Raw genomic sequence first — 14,166 nt, forward strand, 5'->3', positions numbered from 1 at the left:
ACTTGGATGAACGCCGACGAGCGGCCGAATCATCGGAGTACGCCGGGTACTCCTCTTGAAAAGTCAGGGTTGATCGTTCCCACGCTCTGCGTGGGAATGCCGCCTTGGACGCTCTGCGTCCGCTCTTCGTGACGCAGAGCGTCGCCGGATGCATTCCCACGCGGAGCGTGGGAACGCTCTGGCTTTGCCACACCCGGAAACAATTACCCCGATGTTCCGCCCACTTTAAAACTGTTCCCGTGACGCTTACGTCACCGTCACCTGTGACCTTTCTCTACGGCAAGATGCCATCACGGCGCCAGCGGTTACTCGGCTACACACTTGCTCGGCAAGAAAACGCGCACCTTTATAGTGCGAGCCTTTCTTGCGCCGCCCTTTCCTGGATCAGAATCCACGGCGAAACCACGACCGCCCACAGGCTCGGATCACGCTCAACCAAGTCCAACGCCCGCGTCGCAGACACCTCGCCAAGGCTCCCTGCGGCCAGCCAACCAGCGACTTTGTCGCGGTTATCCTCGGCCATTCCTTCGGCCGCTTCGATCAAATCCAGGCCAGCGTCGACCCACAATAGGGCACCCTTGGCAAAGAACGGTTCAAGCTCCTTCCAGGAAATTTCGGCGGTTTCACCGAGCAGCTTGGCATAGAGGGTGCTAGGTTCTTGCGTCATGGGAATTCACCTGAAGAAAAAATCGGCGCAATCATAGCGTCAGGCGTCAGGCAGAAAAACCCAGTTGCAAATGAGGCACCGAACGAAAGTGTCAGGAAAGCCAAGGATTGCCCGAAACTCTGGCATAAGCCCGCCGCAATTCTGTCTTTTTCTTTCATTAAAGCGACACACCCAAGGTTTGCCCCCAGCAGCCAGCTTTTCAAGCGATCAACCGGCGCTCTACACTGTACCGGTACAGTTGCCAGGGCAATGCCGGGGGGATATCCGCGATATCTGATCCGGTTCTGCAGCTCACAAGGCCGCTAGAACTATAAAAAATACAACAGTAAGAGTGGAGCACTATGAATAAGGCTACTAAGCAGATTTCCAAACTGTTTGCCGCTATGGTCCTGGCTGGGGTTGCCGGCCATTCGTTCGCAGCCGACACCATCAAGATCGGTATCGCCGGGCCTAAGACAGGTCCAGTGACGCAATACGGCGACATGCAATTCATGGGTGCCAAGCAGGCAATCGCTGACATCAACGCCAAGGGCGGTGTCGACGGCAAAATGCTTGAAGCGAAAGAATACGACGATGCGTGCGATCCAAAACAAGCCGTTGCCGTAGCGAACAAAGTGGTCAACGACGGCGTCAAGTTCGTGGTCGGTCACCTCTGCTCCAGCTCCACTCAGCCAGCGTCCGACATCTATGAAGACGAAGGCGTGATCATGATCACCCCGGCGGCTACCAGCCCGGAAATCACTTCCCGTGGCTACAAGCTGGTGTTCCGTACCATCGGCCTGGACAGCGCCCAAGGCCCAGCGGCCGGTAACTACATCGCCGACCACGTGAAGCCGAAAGTCGTTGCTGTTATCCACGACAAACAGCAGTACGGTGAAGGCATCGCCACCGCCGTTAAGCAGACCCTCGAGAAGAAAGGCGTGAAAGTCGCCCTGTTCGAAGGCATCAACGCTGGCGACAAAGACTTCGGCTCGCTGATCCAGAAGCTCAAGCAAGCCAACGTCGACTTCGTCTACTACGGCGGCTACCACCCAGAGCTGGGCTTGATCCTGCGCCAGGCCAAGGAAAAAGGCGTGAACGCCAAGTTCATGGGCCCAGAAGGTGTGGGTAACGACTCCATCTCGCAAATCGCCCAGGGCGCTTCCGAAGGCCTGCTGGTTACCCTGCCGAAATCCTTCGACACCGACCCGGCCAACAAGGCCATCGTTGAAGAGTTCACCAAGAACAAGCAGGACCCAACCGGTCCGTTCGTGTTCCCGGCCTACTCGGCCGTTGAAGTGATCGCCGGCGGTATCGCCGCCGCGAAAAGCGAAGACACCGCCAAAGTGGCTGCTGCTATCCACGCCGGCACCTTCAAGACCCCAACTGGCGACCTGAGCTTCGACGCCAAGGGCGACCTGAAGGACTTCAAATTCGTGGTCTACGAATGGCACTTCGGTAAACCAAAAACCGAAGTTTCCCCTCAGTAAGCCAGGCGTTACTGGTCCAACAAGCCCACTGTGAGAGCAGTGGGCTTTGTTTTACGAGGTTTATGGGCCATGTCACCCGCGATCCGGGCGCTGGCTCACCTGAAAATCTTAAAACCGTCACCAGCGGTTCGCTGGCAAACGCTTCGTGCAACCTGATCACAGAGCAGGGCACCGAGCCGGAAATGACTCCACCAGTGAAATGCGTATCGGGTTTTTAGGAGCGCTGTAATGCCTGAGATCTATCATTTTTTCCAAACGCTGGTTAACGGCATGACCGTTGGCAGCACCTATGCCTTGATAGCCATTGGCTACACAATGGTTTACGGCATCATTGGAATGATCAACTTCGCCCATGGCGAGGTGTACATGATTGGTTCCTACGTGGCCTTCATCGCCCTTGCCGGGCTGGCCATGCTGGGTATCCATTCCCTGCCGCTGTTGATGACCGCTGCGTTCCTGGCATCGATCGTCGTGACCAGTGCTTATGGCTACAGTATCGAGCGCGTCGCCTACCGCCCCTTGCGTGGCAGCAACCGTTTGATCCCGCTGATTTCCGCCATCGGCATGTCGATTTTCCTGCAGAACACTGTATTGCTGTCCCAGGACTCCAAGGATAAGTCCATTCCCAACCTGATTCCGGGGAGCTTCTCCTTCGGCCCAGGTGGCGCACAAGAAGTGCTGATTTCGTACATGCAGGTGCTGGTTTTCGTCGTCACCCTGGTGGCAATGCTCGGCCTGACCCTGTTCATTTCCCGCTCCCGTCTGGGGCGCGCCTGCCGGGCCTGCGCCGAAGACATCAAGATGGCCAACCTGCTGGGCATCAACACCAACAACATCATCGCCCTGACCTTCGTGATCGGTGCCGCACTCGCAGCCATTGCGGCGGTGCTGCTGAGCATGCAGTACGGCGTGATCAACCCCAACGCCGGTTTCCTGGTAGGCCTCAAGGCTTTTACCGCAGCGGTCTTGGGCGGTATCGGCAGTATTCCGGGCGCGATGCTCGGCGGGCTGGTGCTGGGTGTGGCTGAAGCCTTTGGCGCCGACGTGTTCGGCGACCAGTACAAGGACGTCGTGGCGTTCGGCCTGTTGGTTCTGGTGCTGTTGTTCCGCCCGACCGGCATCCTGGGCCGTCCGGAGGTTGAGAAAGTATGAGCAGATATCTTAAATCGGCGTTTTTCAGCGCCTTGCTGGTCTGGGCCGTGGCCTTTCCGGTACTCGGCCTCAAGCTGAGCATTGTCGGCATCAACCTGGAAGTGCATGGCACCGGTCCCGTGACCCTGACCATCATCGCCCTGTGCTCGGTGCTGATGTTCCTGCGTGTGCTGTTCACCCAGCAGGTCGGTGCGTTGCTCAAGGGCAACCGTGGCCCGTTGGTGTCGCCCAAGGTCAGCCAATTCCTGACCCTGCCGCGTACCCAGCGCTACATCATCATCGGGCTGATCGTGGCCGCGTTGATCTGGCCGTTCTTCGGCTCGCGCGGCGCCGTCGACATTGCCACCCTGATCCTGATCTACGTGTTGCTGGGCCTGGGCCTGAACATCGTAGTCGGCCTGGCCGGCCTGCTCGACCTCGGTTATGTGGGTTTCTATGCCGTGGGTGCCTACACCTACGCGCTGCTCTCGCACTACCTGGGCTGGGGCTTCTGGATCTGCCTGCCACTGGCCGGCATGGCGGCGGCCACGTTCGGCTTCCTGCTGGGCTTCCCGGTGCTGCGCCTGCGCGGTGACTATCTGGCGATCGTGACCCTGGGCTTCGGTGAAATCATCCGGCTGTTCCTGCGGAACCTCACCGATATCACCGGTGGCCCCAACGGCATCAGCAGCATCCCCAAACCGACGTTCTTCGGGCTGTCGTTCGACCGCACCGCAGCCGAAGGCATGCAGACCTTCCACGAATACTTCGGGATCGACTACAACCCGGTGAGCAAAGTGGTGTTCCTGTACCTGGTGGCGTTGTTGCTGGCATTGGCGGCACTGTTCGTGATCAACCGCCTGCTGCGCATGCCGATCGGCCGCGCGTGGGAAGCGTTGCGCGAAGATGAAATCGCCTGCCGTGCATTAGGCATGAACCCGACCGTCATCAAACTCTCGGCATTCACCCTGGGGGCAACCTTCGCCGGTTTCGCCGGCAGCTTCTTCGCCGCGCGCCAAGGCCTGGTGACCCCGGAGTCGTTCACCTTTATCGAGTCGGCGATCATTCTCGCCATCGTGGTACTGGGTGGCATGGGCTCGCAGCTGGGCGTGATCCTGGCGGCGATCGTGATGATCCTGCTGCCGGAAATGATGCGTGAGTTCAGCGAATACCGCATGTTGATGTTCGGCGCCATGATGGTACTGATGATGATCTGGCGTCCTCAAGGTCTGCTGCCGATGCAACGCCCACACATGGAGCTGCGCAAATGAGCCGCGAGATCCTGAAAGTCGAAAACTTGAGCATGCGTTTTGGCGGCTTGCTCGCGGTCAACGGCGTGGCCCTGACCGTCAAAGAGAAACAGGTTGTGGCGCTGATCGGCCCGAACGGCGCCGGCAAGACCACGGTGTTCAACTGCCTTACCGGCTTCTACAAGCCGAGCGGTGGCAGCATCCTGCTGGATGGCCAACCCATCCAGGGCTTGGCCGGTCACGAGATCGCCCGCAAGGGCGTGGTGCGTACCTTCCAGAACGTGCGCTTGTTCAAGGACATGACGGCGGTCGAAAACCTGCTGATCGCCCAGCACCGGCACTTGAACACCAACTTCTTTGCTGGCCTGTTCAAGACCCCGGCGTTCCGCAAGAGCGAGCGCGAGGCCATGGAATACGCGGCGTACTGGCTGGACAAGGTCAACCTCACCGAGTTTGCCAACCGCCCGGCCGGCACCCTGGCTTACGGCCAACAACGCCGACTGGAAATCGCTCGCTGCATGATGACCCGCCCGCGGATCCTGATGCTCGACGAACCGGCCGCCGGCCTGAACCCCAAGGAAACCGAAGACCTCAAGGCGCTGATCACGGTGCTGCGTGAGGAAAACAACGCTACGGTGCTGTTGATCGAACACGATATGAAACTGGTCATGAGCATTTCCGACCACATCGTGGTGATCAACCAGGGCACGCCATTGGCCAACGGTACGCCGGAGCAGATCCGCGACAACCCGGAAGTGATCAAAGCCTATTTGGGGGAAGCGTAAAATGCTGCAATTCGAAAACGTTTCCACTTTCTACGGCAAGATCCAGGCGCTGCACAGCGTCAACGTGGAAGTGCGCCAAGGTGAAATCGTCACGCTGATCGGCGCCAACGGTGCCGGCAAGTCGACCTTGCTGATGACCCTGTGCGGTTCACCCCAGGCCCACAGCGGCAGCATCCGCTACATGGGTGAAGAGCTGGTGGGCCAGGCTTCCTCCGAGATCATGCGCAAGAGCATTGCCGTGGTGCCCGAAGGCCGTCGTGTGTTCTCGCGCCTGACGGTGGAAGAGAACCTGGCCATGGGCGGGTTCTTCACCGATAAGGGCGATTATCAGGAGCAGATGGACAAGGTGCTGCACCTGTTCCCACGGCTCAAGGAACGCTTCAGCCAGCGCGGCGGCACCATGTCCGGCGGCGAGCAGCAAATGCTCGCCATCGGCCGGGCGCTGATGAGCAAGCCCAAGCTGTTGCTGCTCGACGAGCCTTCACTGGGCCTGGCACCGATCATCATCCAGCAGATCTTCGATATCATCGAACAACTGCGCAAGGACGGTGTGACGGTATTCCTGGTGGAGCAGAACGCCAACCAGGCGCTGAAAATCGCCGACCGCGCCTACGTGCTGGAAAACGGCCGGGTGGTGATGCAGGGCACCGGGGAGCAATTGCTCACGGATCCGAAGGTGCGTGAAGCCTATCTCGGTGGCTGAGCCATTGAGGTAACAAAAAAACGGCCTTCGGGCCGTTTTTCTATCGCGGTTCAAAGCGTCGCGACCAACTCCCCCTTGCCCGCGCGCTGGCCGGCCAGCATCAATGCCCCGCCCAATAGCAACAAGCCCGCCGCCAGGAAGATATACGCGCCGTACACATCCAGCGGCGCGTCGAAATAGGCTATGACGCGCTCTGCCCTATTCAATGTCTGAGAACACACCAGCGTACCGGTCAACGAGGCGATGGCCAGCACCGGCGTGACCGTTGCGGACACACGCCCCATGTAACCTTCCGGCACGGCTTCCTGGAGCATCGGCCCTTGCACAATCGCAAACACCGAGAAGAACAACCCACAACTGAACATCAGCGCCCAGGCCAGGTAAAACGGCGGATGCAGCGAATACGCCAGGTAACTGAACCCCATGCACAGCAGCGCAAAGGTAAAGGCCTGGCGCGTGCTCAATGACTTCAACAGCGGCCGGACCAGCACGGCAGCAACCAACCCGCCGACAGGGAACGCCGCGAGAATCAGGCCGTATTCATAAGGGCTCAAGCCCAGGGTTTTGAATGCGTACAAGGACAATGCGACGTTATTGACCCCCAGGGAAAACCCGTACAACGCGACACCGATCAACAACGTTCGAATCGAGGCGTGCCCCCAGGAAAACCGCAGCCCTGCGAGCACTCCATGCCAGAAGGGCAGCCGTTGTTGCTCGGCCAGCAAGGTCCGGCGCAGGCCCCGGGTAAACGCGATGCACAGGGCCGAACAGGCAAAAGCCAGCACATTGATCAGCAGTGCCAGGGCGGGGCCAACCCAGACAAATAAGGCCGGCCCAAGGGACGCCGACAACACTGAAATACCCGTCAGGGAAAACATTGCCTTGGCCGATGCCTCAACGCGGCGTGCCGAAGGGATGACCACTTGCATGATCGCCTGGCGTGACGGATTGAAAAACTGTGCGGCCGTGCTGTTAACCAACAACAACAGCAGAACACCAACGAGCACTTGCATCGGGTCCAGGCCGGACAGTGAATAGATCACAAAAAAGATCAGGAAGTTGAGCACCCGAATGCCGTCCGCCGCGATCATCACGTACAGCGGCGTCATCCTGTCCACCCAAGCCCCGGCCAGTGGTGCTACCAATACACGCGGTATAGCCGAAGCCGCCACTGCCAGGCCTACGGCCGTCGGCAAGAACGCGCTGTCGTGAAACAAGTCAGTCACCAGCCACACAATGACGGTGCTCTCGAAAACGAACTCGCCAAACGATGAGAGGGCTTGCCCCAGCCACAGGAATGAGAAATTTCTGCTGATGAAAAAATCTGCAAAGCGGTTCTTCACAGCCAACGCTCCTTATTGGTCTTGCGCACATTCGCCCAGTGCCAGGCATGGCTTGATCCTACAGCAAGCGCATACAGGGCTAGCGAACACCAAGACTCAAAGCGCCATTTGCTCGGCATCGAAAATTTATTTACTACCTGCTGTAACGCAACCTGATGCCCCAACTCTAGAGGGGTAAGCAAGCAAAAACGCTTCCTTACTCACCCTCACTGCTGGAGTTACACCATGACTACTAAATCCCGTTCGCTGTCCGCCGCTACCCTCGTTCTGGCCCTGGGTTCGGCCCTGAGCTTTTCCGCCCTGACCAATATGGCCCACGCTGACGAAGCGAAAATGGACAAGTGCTTTGGTGTCGCCGAAGCCGGCAAGAACGATTGCGCTGCAGGCGCCGGTACTACCTGCGCCGGTACCTCGAAAGTCAAAGACCAGGCCAACGCCTGGAAACTGGTCCCAGCCGGCACTTGCGCCAAGACCCCAAGCGCCACCTCGCCGACCGGTTTCGGCCAGGAAGCAGCCTTCACCGCCAAGTCCTGAAACCCTGCAAAACCTGAGTACTGATGATGACGCTTTTACCCCAACACACGGTCTCACCGGCTCAGGTGCCCGGCCTCCCTTACCGGGCCGGGCTGGGGCTGAAGAACGAGCACTTTCTTGAAGTGCTCAAGACCTCGCCCGATATCGGTTTTTTTGAAGTTCACGCCGAAAACTACATGGTCGCCGGCGGCCCGTTTCATCACTACCTGGGTTTGATACGCGAACAGTACCCACTGTCATTGCATGGCGTGGGTCTGTCCATCGGCGGCGAAGGCCCGCTTAATCGTGAGCACCTGGCACGGTTGGCCACGCTGATCGAACGCTATCAACCCCACTCTTTCTCTGAACACCTGGCCTGGTCCAGCCACGGCCCGGTGTTCCTCAATGACTTGCTGCCGCTTGCCTACGACGCCGCGACCCTGGACCGGGTGTGCGAGCACATCGATCAGGTACAAAGCACCCTCAAGCGGCCGATGCTGCTGGAGAACCCCTCGACGTACCTGCAGTTCCAACGCTCGACCCTGGACGAGACGGACTTCATCAGCGAGATCATCCGGCGCACCGGTTGCGGGCTGTTGCTGGACGTCAACAACGTCTATGTGTCGTGCATCAATCATCAGCGCGATCCACTGGCCTACATCAATGCGCTACCGCTGAAGGCCGTCGGTGAGATTCATCTGGCCGGCTTTGCCGAAGACACCGACAGCCTGGGCGACCGCCTGCTGATCGATGACCATGGCGCGCCCATCGATAACGCGGTGTGGCAGCTCTATGAACAGGTGCTCAAGTACACCGGCCCGGTGGCCACGCTGATCGAGCGGGACAACCAGGTGCCTGCCTTCAGCGTGTTACACGCCGAAGCCCAACACGCCGACTGGCATCTGTCACAGGCGAAGGTATTGAAGCCATGAGCGATCAAGCTGCATTTGCCGGCGCATTGCTCGACGCCGACCAGGCCTGCCCCGACGGATTGTTCAGCAGCAACGGCGCCGACCCGGCCAGCCGTTTCGCGGTGTATCGAAACAATGTCCACAGCTCGCTGATCAACGCGCTCGCCGCCGCTTATCCGGTAACGCTGCAGTTGGTTGGCGATGAATTTTTTCGCGCGATGGCCAGCCTGTACGTGCAAGCCAGCCCGCCCGACAGCCCGCTGATCAGCGATTACGGCAGCACGTTTGCCGCGTTCATCCAGGCGTTCGAACCGGCTGCGAGCGTGCCTTACCTGGCGGACGTCGCACGCCTGGAACGCCTGCGGGTGCGTGCTTATCACGCCGCGGACCGCCAGCCACTGAATCAGCAGGCCATCCTTGAACAACTGCAAGGGCCGACCGACCTGGGGCAGCTAAGCCTGCACCTGCATCCGTCCCTGGCCACCTTGAATTCACCCTACGCCGTGGTTGCGGTATGGGCCGCGCACCAGACCGAAGGCACCATTGCCACCTTGAACCCTTGGTACGCCCAAAGTGCACTGGTGTTACGCCAGGGCTTGGCGGTCAAGGTCTTCGCCATCGACAGCGGTTCGGTGGCGTTTATCAACAGCCTTGACCAGGGATCAGGCCTGGAAATGGCGGTAGAGCACGCGCTTGAAGCATCAGCCGAATTCGACCTCAACCATTGCCTGACACTGCTGATCAGCCACGACGCCATCATTCATTTGCACACAGAACAAAAGGAATCGCCATGAACACTTCCCCTACTTGCCTGGTAAAACGGACCATCGCGCTGTTCGAAAAAATCCCCTACAGCCTGATCGCCTTTCTCGCACGGTTTTCCATTGCGGCGGTGTTCTGGAAGTCCGGCCAGACCAAAGTCGAAGGCTTTGCGATTGATATCATCAACGGCACCTTCCAATTGGGCGAACCCAAGCTTGCCGCTTCAACCCTGCCGCTGTTTCGCAGCGAGTACCACGTGCCCTTGCTGTCACCGGAAGTGGCCGCGCACATGGCAGCATTTGCCGAACACTTTTTCCCGGTACTGATCCTGGTGGGCTTTGCCACGCGCTTCTCGGCCCTGGCGCTGATCGGCATGACCTTGACCATTCAACTGTTCGTCTACCCCGAGGCCTACCCCACCCATGGCACCTGGATCGCGTTACTGCTGCTGTTGGTGGCCAAAGGCCCAGGTTGCCTGTCGATTGATCACCTGATCGCGCGCCGTTACCGCTGAAGGCGATCCAGGGTTTCGCCGCTGCGTCTGAACCAGTCCACCAAGTAGTCGGCCAACACTTGGGTTCGGCGCGGCAGGCCACCTTGATAAGGATGAACCAGGTACATCGGCATGCTGCGCGTTTGATAATCACGCAGCAGCCAGCGCAAGCGCCCGTCGGCCAGTTCTGCCGGTAACACGTAGGACGGCAGGCGGGCGATGCCGGCGCCCACCAAGGCGGCTTTTTTCAACAGGTTGTAGTGGTTGGAAGCGAAGGTACCGCTGACCCGCACCCGCAGCAGTTCATGTTGCTGGTGGTACAACCACTCCTCACGCCCGCTGTAATGGCTGTTGAGCAGACAGGTGTGCGCGGCCAGATCCGCAGGCGTCAGCGGTTCGCCATGCTGCGCAAGGTAGGCCGGGCTGGCGCAGGTCATTTCATGCCAGGCCAACAGTGGCTTGGCCACCAGCCGCTCGTTATCCATCGCCCCCATGCGCACGCCCAAATCGAAGCCATCACGCGCCAGGTCGCGGTAGCTGTTGTTCAGTTCCAGCTCGATCTGAACCTGCGGGTATTGCTGGGTGAACTCCAGCAACAAGCCATCGAAGAAGGTTTCCCCCAGCGACACCGGAACCGTCATACGCACTGGCCCAGCCAGATCGTCCTTGAGCCGCGCCAACGCCTGACGGGCGCGCTCCACCTGGGCCACCAGTGCCTGAGCCTGGGGCAACAACGCCGCACCGGCGGCGGTCAGGCTGAGCTTGCGAGTGGTACGGTGCAATAACACCACCGAAAACTGCGCTTCCAATTGGCTGATGCGCTTGGACAATTGGCCCTTGCTGCAGCCCAATTGCTCCGCCGCCAGGGTAAAACTGCCCGCCTCGATCAGCACGGCAAAGGCCGCCAGGTCATCCATTTCGCTCATGGATTGTTTCCAATTAAAAACCAAAGGTTGCCTATTAGCGCGTTTATCCACTTAAAAAGCCATCCTAGACTGAAACCTCACTTAATCCCCGGAGGAACAGCACGATGAAAATCCTATTGATTGGTGCCAGCGGCACGGTCGGCTCAGCGGTCAAGGCGGAACTGGCGCAGCGTCACGAGGTGATCAGCATCGGCCGCAGCGGCGGCGACTTCCAGGTGGATATCAGCGACAGCGCATCGATCCGCAAACTGTTCGAGCAGACCGGCAAGTTCGACGCGTTGGTCTGCCCGGCAGGCAGTGTGAATTTTGTGGCACTGGGTGAGATGAGCGAAGCCGACTTTGAACTGGGCCTGCGGGACAAGCTGATGGGCCAGGTCAACCTGCTGCTGATCGGCCGCGACTACGCTAACGACGGTGCCTCGTTCACCTTTACCAGCGGCATCCTGAACCGCGATCCGATCCGCACCGGCGCCTCTGCCGCATTGGTCAACGGCGCATTGGATGCCTTCGTCAAGGCGGCGGCGATCGAATTGCCGCGCGGCTTGCGCATCAACTCGGTGAGCCCGACCGTCTTGCTCGAAGCCATGGGCAGCTACGCGCCGTACTTCCGCGGTTTCAAACCGGCTTCGGGTGCCGACGTAGCACTGGCCTACGCAAAAAGCGTCGAAGGCTTACAGACTGGCCAGACCTTCATCGTTGGCTGAAATATGATGTCTGTCAGAATCGCCTGAACCCGGCGAACGGGCTTGTGGTGCGGTGCGAGCCTGCGTAACGTGGCGGCACTAGTTTGGAGACCCAATAATGCGCGCCGCCCGTACCCTTGCTCTGTTTGCCCTGCTGCCCCTCTTCACCGCTTGCCAGATGTTCGAGAGCGAGCCGGCCAAACCGTCTACCGTCGGGCTGACCCGCATGCAGGGTGAGCTCACGGCAGTGGGCGACAAGCTGCTGTTCCAGCCGTGCGGCGACAAACGCAACTACGTGGTCAATGACACCGGCGGCACCAGCGTCTTGCAGGAAGCCGCGTCCCTGGCCGGCCAGCAAGGCGTGCTGTTTGCCGATTTACGCGGCAAGTTTTCCGGGGTTGCCAGCGGCACCCAGGGTTCGGTCGACCTGCAACAACTGTATCGTGTAGAACGCTCGACCTCGGCCTGTAACGACCCGGACTTCAAACGCATGATTCTGCGGGCCAATGGCCATAAACCGGCCTGGGCGATGAACGTTACCGGCAAAGGCATGGTGCTGGAGCGCGAAGGCCAGCCGCCACTGGCGGTGCCTTTTGTCGAAGAGCAACTGGGTGACGGCCGTTTCAACCTGATGACCGAAGCCAATAACCAGCACATCGAACTGTGGGTAGCCCCACAACGCTGCATCGATGCCGTCAGCGGGAGCTTGCAACACATGACCGCCGAGTTGCGGGTCAATGGCCAGGTCCAGCGCGGTTGTGCATCATTCGGCGGCTCGCGGGACGACTGATTCAGCCTTGGGCTGTTTTAACATGACGAGAATCAGCCTTTGGGGCTTATAATCGCCGGTTTGCAAAACAGCCGGCATCGAAGCCCGCCGCCCACCGGATCCTGTCATGTTACGAATCACCGAACTCAAGCTGCCCATCGACCATCCCGAAGAAGACCTGCGGCCGGCCATCGTGCAGCGCCTGGGCATCGCCAGTGATGACCTGCTCGACTTCACCCTGTTCAAACGCAGCTACGACGCGCGCAAGAAATCGTCGGAGCTGTGCTTCATCTACACCATCGATCTGAACGTAAAGGGCGAAGCCGCCCTGCTGCTCAAGTTCGCCGATGACCGCAACATCAACCCGGCACCGGACGTCAGCTACAAAGTGGTGGGCCAGGCGCCGCAAGGCCTGGTTGAACGGCCGATCGTGGTGGGTTTCGGCCCCTGCGGCATTTTCGCCGGGCTGTTGCTTGCGCAGATGGGCTTCAAGCCGATCATCCTCGAACGCGGCAAGGAAGTGCGCCAGCGCACCAAAGACACTTGGGGCCTGTGGCGCAAAAGCGTGCTCAACCCCGAGTCCAACGTGCAATTTGGCGAAGGCGGTGCCGGGACCTTTTCCGACGGCAAACTCTACAGCCAGATCAAAGACCCGAAGTTCCACGGTCGCAAAGTGCTGCACGAGTTCGTCAAGGCCGGCGCGCCGGAAGAAATCCTCTACGTCAGCAAACCGCACATCGGCACCTTCCGCCTGACCGGCGTGGTGGAAAACATGCGCGAGCAGATCATCGCTCTCGGTGGTGAAGTGCGTTTTGAGCAGCGCGTCACTGATGTGCTGATCGAAGACGGCCAGTTGAACGGCGTGGTCGTCGACGGCGGCGAGCAGATCCTCTCCAAGCACGTGATTCTGGCCCTGGGCCACAGCGCCCGCGACACCTTCCGTATGCTGCACGGCCGTGGTGTGTACATGGAGGCCAAACCATTCTCGGTGGGCTTCCGTATCGAACACCCGCAGTCACTGATCGACGCAGCGCGCCTGGGCAAATACGCCGGGCACCCGAAACTGGGCGCCGCCGACTACAAACTGGTACACCACGCCAAGAACGGCCGTTCGGTCTACAGCTTCTGCATGTGCCCGGGCGGCACCGTGGTGGCGGCGACTTCCGAGCCGAACCGCGTGGTCACCAATGGCATGAGCCAATATTCACGCAACGAGCGCAACGCCAACTCCGGCATCGTGGTCGGCATCACGCCTGAGGTGGATTACCCAGGCGGACCGCTGGCCGGTATCGAGTTGCAGGAGCGCCTGGAGTCTCACGCCTACATCCTCGGCGGCAGCAACTACGAGGCGCCGGCGCAGCTGGTGGGTGATTTCATCGCCGGTAAGCCGTCCACCGCCATTGGCAGTGTGGAACCGTCCTACAAGCCGGGGGTGGCCCTGGGCGACCTGGCCCTGGCTCTGCCGGACTTCGCCATTGAGGCGATTCGTGAAGCGCTGCCGGCGTTCGAGAAACAGATCAAAGGTTACTCGCTGCACGATGCGGTACTGACCGGTATTGAGACCCGCACCTCGTCGCCACTGCGCATTACCCGTAACGAGTCGATGCAGAGCCTGAACGTAAAAGGCTTGTTCCCGGCCGGTGAAGGCGCAGGTTACGCCGGTGGCATCCTGTCGGCGGGTGTTGACGGAATTCGGATTGCCGAAGCGTTGGCGCGGGATATGCTGGGTATAGAAGCTTAAGCACTTCTTACAGCCAACCC

General features: G+C 59.7%; 16 protein-coding genes. 12 read left to right on the forward strand and 4 right to left on the reverse strand.

Annotated features, from left to right (window positions below; all coding sequences use genetic code 11):
• Positions 1-346 precede the first annotated feature (346 nt).
• Entirely contained in the window at positions 347-667 is a 321-nt protein-coding gene (locus ACQY47_RS07825; RefSeq protein WP_017137214.1) for a DUF2288 domain-containing protein, read from the reverse strand.
• Positions 664-870 (reverse strand): hypothetical protein, encoded by a 207-nt coding sequence (locus ACQY47_RS07830; RefSeq protein ID WP_138453093.1) that lies wholly within the window; start codon positions 868-870, stop codon positions 664-666. The genes ACQY47_RS07825 and ACQY47_RS07830 overlap by 4 nt, the downstream gene beginning before the upstream one ends.
• A 138-nt stretch (positions 871-1,008) precedes the next feature.
• Between ACQY47_RS07830 and ACQY47_RS07835 the strand changes: the two genes are divergently transcribed.
• The 5 genes from ACQY47_RS07835 (at position 1,009) to ACQY47_RS07855 (ending at position 6,005) form a co-directional block, all read left to right on the forward strand.
• Positions 1,009-2,136 (forward strand): branched-chain amino acid ABC transporter substrate-binding protein, encoded by a 1,128-nt coding sequence (locus ACQY47_RS07835; RefSeq protein ID WP_017137213.1) that lies wholly within the window; start codon positions 1,009-1,011, stop codon positions 2,134-2,136.
• A 228-nt stretch (positions 2,137-2,364) separates the two neighbouring features.
• Positions 2,365-3,288 carry a high-affinity branched-chain amino acid ABC transporter permease LivH gene (gene livH / locus ACQY47_RS07840; protein ID WP_017137212.1) on the forward strand — a complete coding sequence of 308 codons (924 nt, stop codon included), beginning with the start codon at positions 2,365-2,367 and terminating at the stop codon, positions 3,286-3,288.
• On the forward strand, positions 3,285-4,538 hold the full coding sequence (locus ACQY47_RS07845; protein ID WP_017137211.1) for a high-affinity branched-chain amino acid ABC transporter permease LivM: 1,254 nt from the start codon (positions 3,285-3,287) through the stop codon (positions 4,536-4,538). The genes livH and ACQY47_RS07845 overlap by 4 nt, the downstream gene beginning before the upstream one ends.
• Positions 4,535-5,302 (forward strand): high-affinity branched-chain amino acid ABC transporter ATP-binding protein LivG, encoded by a 768-nt coding sequence (livG, locus tag ACQY47_RS07850; protein WP_017137210.1) that lies wholly within the window; start codon positions 4,535-4,537, stop codon positions 5,300-5,302. Before ACQY47_RS07845 ends, livG begins: the two co-directional genes overlap by 4 nt.
• 1 nt (position 5,303) lies before the next feature.
• The gene (locus ACQY47_RS07855) at positions 5,304-6,005 is read left to right on the forward strand and encodes an ABC transporter ATP-binding protein (protein WP_017137209.1); all 702 of its coding nucleotides are present in this window, start codon (positions 5,304-5,306) and stop codon (positions 6,003-6,005) included.
• A gap of 50 nt (positions 6,006-6,055) precedes the next feature.
• On the opposite strand, the gene ACQY47_RS07860 is transcribed toward ACQY47_RS07855, so the two are convergent.
• Positions 6,056-7,348 carry an MFS transporter gene (locus ACQY47_RS07860; protein WP_428556808.1) on the reverse strand — a complete coding sequence of 431 codons (1,293 nt, stop codon included), beginning with the start codon at positions 7,346-7,348 and terminating at the stop codon, positions 6,056-6,058.
• A gap of 225 nt (positions 7,349-7,573) precedes the next feature.
• Here ACQY47_RS07860 and ACQY47_RS07865 point away from each other — a divergent pair, with 225 nt between their 5' ends.
• From ACQY47_RS07865 to ACQY47_RS07880, 4 genes are read left to right on the forward strand one after another with little or no spacing between them, the layout of a single operon-like run.
• Positions 7,574-7,882, forward strand: coding sequence for a BufA1 family periplasmic bufferin-type metallophore (locus tag ACQY47_RS07865; protein ID WP_017137207.1), 309 nt, complete (start codon positions 7,574-7,576; stop codon positions 7,880-7,882).
• Between the two features lie 23 nt (positions 7,883-7,905).
• Positions 7,906-8,793: a DUF692 domain-containing protein gene (locus ACQY47_RS07870; protein ID WP_428556810.1), complete on the forward strand. Its 888-nt coding sequence runs from the start codon at positions 7,906-7,908 to the stop codon at positions 8,791-8,793.
• On the forward strand, positions 8,790-9,566 hold the full coding sequence (locus ACQY47_RS07875) for a DNA-binding domain-containing protein (protein WP_017137205.1): 777 nt from the start codon (positions 8,790-8,792) through the stop codon (positions 9,564-9,566). Before ACQY47_RS07870 ends, ACQY47_RS07875 begins: the two co-directional genes overlap by 4 nt.
• Positions 9,563-10,048: a DoxX family protein gene (locus tag ACQY47_RS07880; protein ID WP_017137204.1), complete on the forward strand. Its 486-nt coding sequence runs from the start codon at positions 9,563-9,565 to the stop codon at positions 10,046-10,048. The genes ACQY47_RS07875 and ACQY47_RS07880 overlap by 4 nt, the downstream gene beginning before the upstream one ends.
• Here the strand turns inward: ACQY47_RS07880 and ACQY47_RS07885 are convergent.
• The gene (locus ACQY47_RS07885; RefSeq protein WP_099548581.1) at positions 10,039-10,953 is read right to left on the reverse strand and encodes a LysR family transcriptional regulator; all 915 of its coding nucleotides are present in this window, start codon (positions 10,951-10,953) and stop codon (positions 10,039-10,041) included. The two genes, ACQY47_RS07880 and ACQY47_RS07885, sit on opposite strands and share 10 nt — an antisense overlap.
• Positions 10,954-11,057: 104 nt before the next feature.
• Here ACQY47_RS07885 and ACQY47_RS07890 point away from each other — a divergent pair, with 104 nt between their 5' ends.
• The 3 genes from ACQY47_RS07890 (at position 11,058) to ACQY47_RS07900 (ending at position 14,146) form a co-directional block, all read left to right on the forward strand.
• Complete coding sequence (locus ACQY47_RS07890) at positions 11,058-11,657, forward strand: short chain dehydrogenase (RefSeq protein ID WP_428556814.1); 600 nt, start codon at positions 11,058-11,060, stop codon at positions 11,655-11,657.
• A gap of 97 nt (positions 11,658-11,754) precedes the next feature.
• Positions 11,755-12,426, forward strand: a complete 672-nt coding sequence (locus ACQY47_RS07895) for a COG3650 family protein (RefSeq protein ID WP_236460221.1) — start codon at positions 11,755-11,757, stop codon at positions 12,424-12,426.
• Positions 12,427-12,532: 106 nt separating this feature from the next.
• Positions 12,533-14,146 (forward strand): NAD(P)/FAD-dependent oxidoreductase, encoded by a 1,614-nt coding sequence (locus ACQY47_RS07900; RefSeq protein ID WP_236446415.1) that lies wholly within the window; start codon positions 12,533-12,535, stop codon positions 14,144-14,146.
• Positions 14,147-14,166 lie beyond the last annotated feature (20 nt).

Source organism: Pseudomonas edaphica, assembly GCF_965277385.1.
GTDB lineage: Bacteria > Pseudomonadota > Gammaproteobacteria > Pseudomonadales > Pseudomonadaceae > Aquipseudomonas > Aquipseudomonas edaphica.

Coding starts and splice junctions, on each gene's coding strand:
- ACQY47_RS07825 (WP_017137214.1), bottom strand. CDS start 667: ATGACGCAAGAACCTAGCACCCTCTATGCCAAGCTGCTCGGTGAAACC.
- ACQY47_RS07835 (WP_017137213.1), top strand. CDS start 1,009: ATGAATAAGGCTACTAAGCAGATTTCCAAACTGTTTGCCGCTATGGTC.
- livH (WP_017137212.1), top strand. CDS start 2,365: ATGCCTGAGATCTATCATTTTTTCCAAACGCTGGTTAACGGCATGACC.
- ACQY47_RS07845 (WP_017137211.1), top strand. CDS start 3,285: ATGAGCAGATATCTTAAATCGGCGTTTTTCAGCGCCTTGCTGGTCTGG.
- livG (WP_017137210.1), top strand. CDS start 4,535: ATGAGCCGCGAGATCCTGAAAGTCGAAAACTTGAGCATGCGTTTTGGC.
- ACQY47_RS07855 (WP_017137209.1), top strand. CDS start 5,304: ATGCTGCAATTCGAAAACGTTTCCACTTTCTACGGCAAGATCCAGGCG.
- ACQY47_RS07865 (WP_017137207.1), top strand. CDS start 7,574: ATGACTACTAAATCCCGTTCGCTGTCCGCCGCTACCCTCGTTCTGGCC.
- ACQY47_RS07870 (WP_428556810.1), top strand. CDS start 7,906: ATGATGACGCTTTTACCCCAACACACGGTCTCACCGGCTCAGGTGCCC.
- ACQY47_RS07875 (WP_017137205.1), top strand. CDS start 8,790: ATGAGCGATCAAGCTGCATTTGCCGGCGCATTGCTCGACGCCGACCAG.
- ACQY47_RS07880 (WP_017137204.1), top strand. CDS start 9,563: ATGAACACTTCCCCTACTTGCCTGGTAAAACGGACCATCGCGCTGTTC.
- ACQY47_RS07885 (WP_099548581.1), bottom strand. CDS start 10,953: ATGAGCGAAATGGATGACCTGGCGGCCTTTGCCGTGCTGATCGAGGCG.
- ACQY47_RS07890 (WP_428556814.1), top strand. CDS start 11,058: ATGAAAATCCTATTGATTGGTGCCAGCGGCACGGTCGGCTCAGCGGTC.
- ACQY47_RS07895 (WP_236460221.1), top strand. CDS start 11,755: ATGCGCGCCGCCCGTACCCTTGCTCTGTTTGCCCTGCTGCCCCTCTTC.
- ACQY47_RS07900 (WP_236446415.1), top strand. CDS start 12,533: ATGTTACGAATCACCGAACTCAAGCTGCCCATCGACCATCCCGAAGAA.